Genomic DNA, 7,122 nt, shown 5'->3' with positions numbered 1-7,122 from the left:
TCCGGCACACCGCATGCGCGCCGGCACGTCGCGACTCGGTACGCCGGTACTTCGGTACTTCGGTACTTCGGTACGTCAGGTCACCGGCCCAGGACGGCCTGACCCTCGCCTTCCGCCTCCGCTGTCGCCACCGCCCGCGCCCAGCGGTAGTCCGCCTTCCCGCTCGGCGAGCGCTGGATCGCCGGTGTGATCACCAGCTGCCGGGGGATCTTGTACCCGGCCAGCCGGGTACGGCAGTGCGCCTGCACGGAGTCCAGATCCAGCGGACTTGCGCCTGCCCGCAACTGCACGACCGCCGCCACATGGTTGCCCCAGGTCGCATCGGGCACCCCCGCGACCAGCGCGTCGTACACGTCCGGATGGGCCTTGAGTGCCTGCTCGACCTCCTCCGGATAGACCTTCTCGCCGCCCGTGTTGATGCACTGCGAGCCGCGGCCGAGGACGGTGACGACGCCCCCTTCGTCGACCGTCGCCATGTCGCCGAGGAGCACCCACCGCTCCTCGCCCTTCTGGAAGAAGGTCTCGGCGGTCTTGTCCGGGTCGTTGTAGTAGCCGAGCGGCACATGGCCGCGCTGAGCGATACGGCCCGGCTCACCGACGGCCACGGGTTCGTACGTGGCCGGGTCGACGACCTGCGTACGGGCGTTGACGCGCAGCCTGAAGCCCTTGTCCTGGCCCGAGTCGTCCGTCGCCGTGCCGTTGAAGCCGGACTCCGAGGAGCCGAAGTTGTTCAGCAGCATCACGTTCGGCGCCAGTGCCTTGAACTGCTCGCGCACCGTCTCGGACATGATCGCGCCCGACGAGGACACACTGAACAGCGCGGAGAGGTCCGTGCCCTTCAGCGACCCGTTCAGCGCGTCGATCAGCGGCCTCAGCATCGCGTCGCCGACCAGCGACACGGACGTCACCCGCTCCCGCTCGATCGTGCGCAGCACCTCTTCGGGCACGTACTTGCGGTGCAGTACGACCCGCTGCCCGAAGTTGAAGCCGATGAACGCCGTGAGCGTCGACGTCCCGTGCATCAGCGGGGGAGTGGGGAAGAACGTGATGCCGTCGCCGCCCGCCGCCACCCGCTCGGCGAGCTCCTCCGGCCGTTTCACCGGCTCCCCGGTGGGCGCGCCGCCGCCGAGCCCGGCGAAGAAGAGATCCTCCTGCCTCCACATCACCCCCTTGGGCATACCGGTGGTGCCGCCGGTGTAGATGATGAACTGGTCGTCTGCCGAGCGCGGACCGAAGCCGCGCTTCGGCGAACCGGCCGCCTCGGCGTCCGTGAATGCCGTGCAGTCGAGCGCGGGGGCGTTCTCGGGAGGGGTCCCCACCCGTACGAGATGCCGGAGCTTCTCCGTCCGCGGCAGGGCGGCCGCGACCCGTTCCGTGAACTCGGCGTCGAAGACCAGGGCGGCGAGATCCGCGTCGCGGTAGAGGTAGACCAACTCCTCCTCCACGTACCGGTAGTTCACATTGACCGGGACGAGGCGTGCCTTCAGGCAACCGAGGGCGGTCTGCAGATACTCGATGCCGTTGTAGAGGTGCAGCCCGAGGTGGTCGCCGGGCTTCAGACCGGCGCCGGCGAGGTGGTGTGCGATGCGGTTCGCGGCGGCGTCGAGCTCCGCGTAGGTGAGCCGGCGCTCCGCCCCCGTACCGGGATGGTCGATATGGACGAGCGCCTCGCGGTCCGGGACCACGTCCGCGACCGACTCGAACAGGTCGGCAAGGTTGTACTCCACCATTCCTCCTGACCCCGGCCCGCACTCGGCGCTGACTACTGCCTCGGAGCGGTCATTAGAGCGCCGCCGCACGCAAGTGGGAAGGGGTGCCGCAGAAGATTTCTGACTGACTGTCAGAAAACTATTGAACTGGACCCCGGGCTCCTGCAACCTGTTCTAGGTCTTGAGACGGGAGGACGGTCATGGCGGGTACGGAACACCTCACCGTGCAGCGCGAGGGCGCCACACTGGTGCTCACCCTGAACAGGCCCGAGGCGAAGAACGCACTGTCGCTGCCGATGCTGGTCGGGCTTCACGACGGCTGGCTGGAGGCCGACGAGGACGACGACATCCGCTCCATCGTCCTCACCGGGGCGGGCGGCTCGTTCTGTGCCGGGATGGACCTCAAGGCCCTGGCGGGCAAGGGGATGGACGGACAGCAGTACCGGGACCGGCTCAGCGCCGACCCCGATCTGCACTGGAAGGCGATGCTGCGCCACCATCGCCCCCGCAAACCGGTCATCGCCGCCGTCGAGGGCCACTGTGTGGCCGGCGGCACGGAGATCCTCCAGGGCACCGACATCCGTGTCGCGGGCGAGAGCGCCACCTTCGGGCTCTTCGAGGTGAAGCGCGGCCTCTTCCCGATCGGCGGCTCGACCGTACGGCTCCAGCGCCAGATTCCGCGCACCCACGCGCTCGAAATGCTCCTCACCGGCCGCCCCTACACCGCCGCCGAAGCAGAACGCATCGGGCTCGTCGGTCACGTCGTCCCCGACGGCACCGCCCTGGAGAAGGCCCTCGCCATCGCCGGACAGATCAACGACTGCGGCCCGCTGGCGGTGGAGGCCGTGAAGGCGTCGGTGTACGAGACCGCCGAGATGACGGAGACCGAAGGGCTCGCGGCAGAACTGAAACGCGGCTGGCCCGTCTTCGACACCGCCGACGCGAAGGAGGGCTCCCGGGCGTTCGCCGAGAAACGCCCTCCGGTCTTCCGCCGCGCATGATCCGGCGCCTGACGCGCAACCGCCCCCGGCACAGAAACGGAGACCCATGTCAGCCGCCCCCGCACCGGAGGTGCTGCGCGCACCGCTGGTCGTCGAGTTCCCCTTCACCCGCTCCCTCAGTCCCGTCCAGTCCGCCTTCCTCACCGGCCTGCGCGAACGCACCGTCCTCGGTGTGAGGACCTCCGACGGCCGCGTGCTCGTCCCACCCGTCGAGTACGACCCGGAGACCGCCGAAGAGATACGCGACCTCGTCGAGGTCGCCGCCACCGGCACCGTCACCACCTGGGCCTGGAACCCGCAGCCGCGCAGCGGCCAGCCCCTCGAAACCCCCTTCGCGTGGGTCCTGGTGACACTCGACGGGGCAGGCACCGCGCTGCTCCACGCCCTCGACGCACCCGGCCCCGACGCCGTACGCACCGGCATGCGCGTCCGTGTCCGCTGGGCCGCCGAGCGCACCGGAGCCATCACCGACATCGCCTGCTTCGAACCGTACGAGGACGGCGAGGAGCCCGCCCCGGCACAGAGCCACAGCGGGGAGTTCGAGAACCCCGTCACCGGCATCGTCGCGCCCGCCCGGCTCGACTACACCTACAGCCCCGGCCGCGCCCAGACCCGCTACATCAACGCCCTCGCCGGGCAGCGCACCACCGGCGAACGGTGCCCGTCCTGCCGCAAGGTGTACGTCCCGCCCCGTGGCGCCTGCCCCACCTGCGGCGTCGCCACCTCCGAGCAGGTCGAGGTCGGCCCGCGCGGCACGGTCACCACGTACTGCATCGTCAACATCAAGGCGAGGAATCTGGACATCGACGTGCCCTACGTCTATGCGCACATCGCCCTCGACGGCGCGGACCTCGCCCTGCACGGCCGCATCGGCGGGATCCCGTACGACCAGGTGCGCATGGGGCTGCGGGTCGAACCCGTGTGGACCGAAGGAGGCCGCTACCCCGACCACTACCGGCCGACCGGCGAACCCGACGCGGAGTACGAAACCTACAAGGAGCTGCTGTAGCCATGCGAGACGTCGCGATCGTCGCCTTCTCCCAGACCGACCACCGGCGCAGCAGCGAAGAGCTCTCCGAGGTCGAGATGCTGATGCCGGTCCTGCACGAGGTCCTCGACCGGACCGGACTGCGCACCGGCGACATCGGCTTCACCTGCTCCGGATCGTCCGACTACCTCGCCGGACGCGCCTTCTCCTTCACGATGGCCCTGGACGGTGTCGGAGCCTGGCCGCCGATCTCCGAGTCCCATGTCGAGATGGACGGCGCCTGGGCGCTCTACGAGGCCTGGGTGAAGCTCCTCACCGGAGAGGCCGACACCGCGCTGGTCTACGCGTACGGGAAGTCCTCACCCGGCTCCGTACGCGATGTGCTGACCCGTCAGCTCGACCCCTACTACGTCGCCCCGCTCTGGCCCGATGCGGTCGCCCTCGCCGCGCTCCAGGCGCAGGCGCTCATCGACGCGCAGGACACGAGCGAACGGGAACTCGCCGGTATCGCCGCCCGCAGTCGCACCGCGGCCGCCGCCAACCCGCATGCCCAGCTGCGCGGACTGCGGGACCAAGGGGACTACGTCGTACAGCCGCTGCGCACCGGAGATTGCCCGCCCATCGGCGACGGCGCGGCCGCGGTGATCCTCGCGGCCGGGGACCGGGCCCGGGAACTGTGCGAACGGCCCGCCTGGATCCGCGGTATGGACCACCGCATCGAACCGCACAGCCTCGGCGTACGCGACCTCACCGACTCGCCTTCCACCCGGCTCGCGGCCGAGCGCGCCGGGGCCTTCGAACGACCGGTCGACACCGCCGAACTGCATGCCCCGTTCACCTCCCAGGAGGTCGTGCTCCGCAGGGCCCTCGACCTCGACGACGGGGTGAGGATCAACCCGTCCGGCGGAGCACTCGCCGCCAACCCGGTCATGGCCGCGGGCCTCATCCGCATCGGCGAGGCCGCCGCCGGCATCCACCGCGGCGCGTCCGACCGGGCCCTCGCCCACGCCACGTCCGGTCCGTGCCTGCAACAGAATCTGGTCGCCGTACTGGAGGGGGAGTTGCCGTGAGCGACGACATCGACATCAGCCGCTACCGCGGCGGGGCGGCCGCCGGGCCGCAGTCGAGCTCGATGCCCGCACCTCTGCGCTGCGCGGCCGGAGATGGGGGCACCACCCAGGCGTCAGCTCTGGGGGAGAAGAAGGAGGAACGGTGAGCAAGGAGCCCGTGGCCGTCGTCGGCATCGGCCAGACCAAGCACGTCGCGGCCCGCCACGACGTCTCCATCGCCGGACTCGTCCGCGAGGCGGCCCGGCGCGCCCTGGACGACGCCCGGCTGACCTGGGCGGACATCGACTCGGTCGTCATCGGCAAGGCCCCGGACTTCTTCGAGGGCGTGATGATGCCGGAGCTGTACCTCGCCGACGCGCTCGGCGCCGTCGGTAAACCCATGCTCCGCGTCCACACCGCGGGCTCGGTCGGCGGCTCCACCGCCCTCGTCGCCTCGAACCTGGTCGCGGCCCGCGTCCACCGCACCGTCCTCACTGTCGCCTTCGAAAAACAGTCCGAGTCGAACGCCATGTGGGGTCTGTCGCTGCCCATTCCGTTCCAGCAGCCCCTCCTCGCGGGCGCCGGCGGCTTCTTCGCCCCGCACGTACGGGCGTACATGCGCCGCACCGGTGCACCCGACACGGTCGGCTCCCTCGTCGCGTACAAGGACCGGCGCAACGCCCTGAAGAATCCGTACGCCCATCTGCACGAGCACGGCATCACCCTGGAGAGGGTGCAGTCCTCGCCGATGCTGTGGGACCCGATCCGCTATTCGGAGACCTGCCCGTCGTCCGACGGCGCCTGCGCGATGATCCTCACCGACCGGGCGGGCGCGGCCCGCTCACCGCGCCCCCCGGCCTGGGTGCACGGCGGCGCGATGCGCAGCGAGCCCACCCTCTTCGCCGGGAAGGACTTCGTGTCCCCGCAGGCGGGCAAGGACTGCGCGGCCGACGTCTACCGGCAGGCCGGGATCGCCGATCCGCGCCGGGAGATCGACGCCGTCGAGATGTACGTCCCGTTCTCCTGGTACGAGCCGATGTGGCTGGAGAACCTCGGCTTCGCGGCGGAGGGCGAGGGCTGGAAGCTCACCGAGTCCGGCGTCACGGAACTGGACGGCGATCTGCCCGTGAACCCGTCCGGCGGGGTGCTCTCCACCAACCCCATCGGTGCCTCCGGAATGATCCGGTTCGCCGAGGCGGCCCTGCAGGTGCGGGGGCAGGCGGGTGAGCATCAGGTGGACGGCGCCCGCAAGGCGCTCGGCCACGCCTACGGGGGCGGATCCCAGTTCTTCGCCATGTGGCTGGTCGGCTCGGAGCCGCCCTCGAACTGACCGCCGGCGCCGCCCGGGCCGGCCGCGGTCCTCCCGCCGCGGCCTGTCCGCGACCGGCGACGATCGCTAGTCTGAGCCCGGACGACGAACCGGGAGGAGTACGGACGTGGCCGAGACCATCACCACACAGCAGCCGCTTTCGGGGTGGGACAAGCCGGACCTCGATCTGAGCCAGGCCAACTGGCAGTCGGGCAGTCAAGGAGCGGGCGACGTCCAGATCGCCTTCGTCGAGGGCTTCATCGCGATGCGGAACGGCGCCCGCCCCGAGAGCCCGTCACTGATCTTCACTCCGGGCGAATGGCGTGCCTTCGTCCTCAACGCCCGCGAGGGAGAGTTCGACCTCACCTGACCCCGACGCGGCGCGCGAGTGGTGCGTCCGGATCTCGGACGCCCACTCATGCGATTTGGGGATCGTAGATCGAAATCGGCGATTCGTCTTGGTTTGGAAGACTTCTTTCCTGACTCTGCGATGGATGCAAGGAGGTGGTGGGTGACCTAGGGTGTTGATCATGAGTGGAGAGCGTGATCTGCGCCGGCTGCTGACCGGAATGCGGCCCCAACTGAACCCGGGCCGCTATGTCTTCGCCACCGTCGGCGGCCCCGTTCCGCCGGGCCTCACGCCCGTCGTCACCGTCGCCGAGGACGAGGGCCTCACCCTCGTCGTACGCCAGGAGGAGGCCGACGCCGCCGGGCTGGCCTACGCGTACGTCGCCGGCTGGATCACCCTGTGCGTGCACTCCGCGCTGGAAGCCGTCGGGCTGACCGCCGCCGTCGCCCGCGCGCTCGCCGACGCGAGTCTGAGCTGCAACGTTGTCGCGGGCTTCCATCACGACCACCTGTTCGTGCCCTACGACCGCGCCGACGAGGCCGTCACTCTCCTGCGCGATCTGGCCACGCGATCCGCCTGACGGGCGCCCCGGCAGACGCCGCTGCCGGGCCGTGCCGCGGGACGGCGCCCGGTCGGCCGACGGGACGCCCGGGCACGTACCATGGCGGCATGTCCTTCCTCCGCCGCCGCAGCGCCGCCACTCCCGCGGGCCCGGAC

8 protein-coding genes are annotated in these 7,122 nt (G+C 70.5%); 7 read left to right on the top strand and 1 reads right to left on the bottom strand.

The genetic code is table 11. From position 1 onward, the window contains the following. Positions 1-80 precede the first annotated feature (80 nt). On the bottom strand, positions 81-1,727 hold the full coding sequence (locus tag ACWGI8_RS35840; RefSeq protein ID WP_453667483.1) for an acyl-CoA synthetase: 1,647 nt from the start codon (positions 1,725-1,727) through the stop codon (positions 81-83). Positions 1,728-1,909: 182 nt separating this feature from the next. Between ACWGI8_RS35840 and ACWGI8_RS35835 the strand changes: the two genes are divergently transcribed. From ACWGI8_RS35835 to ACWGI8_RS35805, 7 genes are all read left to right on the top strand, one after another. Next, complete coding sequence (locus ACWGI8_RS35835; RefSeq protein WP_453667481.1) at positions 1,910-2,710, top strand: crotonase/enoyl-CoA hydratase family protein; 801 nt, start codon at positions 1,910-1,912, stop codon at positions 2,708-2,710. A gap of 46 nt (positions 2,711-2,756) precedes the next feature. Continuing rightward, the gene (locus ACWGI8_RS35830; RefSeq protein WP_453667479.1) at positions 2,757-3,719 is read left to right on the top strand and encodes a Zn-ribbon domain-containing OB-fold protein; all 963 of its coding nucleotides are present in this window, start codon (positions 2,757-2,759) and stop codon (positions 3,717-3,719) included. 2 nt (positions 3,720-3,721) lie between these two features. Next, entirely contained in the window at positions 3,722-4,768 is a 1,047-nt protein-coding gene (locus ACWGI8_RS35825) for a thiolase domain-containing protein (RefSeq protein WP_453667477.1), read from the top strand. Further along, a complete protein-coding gene (locus tag ACWGI8_RS35820) occupies positions 4,765-4,914 on the top strand; it encodes a hypothetical protein (RefSeq protein WP_453667476.1) in 150 nt (49 codons plus the stop codon). Before ACWGI8_RS35825 ends, ACWGI8_RS35820 begins: the two co-directional genes overlap by 4 nt. Next, positions 4,911-6,077, top strand: a complete 1,167-nt coding sequence (locus tag ACWGI8_RS35815; protein WP_453667474.1) for a thiolase domain-containing protein — start codon at positions 4,911-4,913, stop codon at positions 6,075-6,077. The genes ACWGI8_RS35820 and ACWGI8_RS35815 overlap by 4 nt, the downstream gene beginning before the upstream one ends. Positions 6,078-6,183: 106 nt before the next feature. Further along, positions 6,184-6,426 carry a DUF397 domain-containing protein gene (locus tag ACWGI8_RS35810; RefSeq protein WP_453667472.1) on the top strand — a complete coding sequence of 81 codons (243 nt, stop codon included), beginning with the start codon at positions 6,184-6,186 and terminating at the stop codon, positions 6,424-6,426. 160 nt (positions 6,427-6,586) lie between these two features. After that, positions 6,587-6,985 (top strand): ACT domain-containing protein, encoded by a 399-nt coding sequence (locus ACWGI8_RS35805; RefSeq protein WP_453667470.1) that lies wholly within the window; start codon positions 6,587-6,589, stop codon positions 6,983-6,985. Positions 6,986-7,122: the final 137 nt, after the last annotated feature.

Source organism: Streptomyces sp. NPDC054841, assembly GCF_053611045.1.
This window is presented reverse-complemented; position numbering and strand designations above follow the sequence as displayed.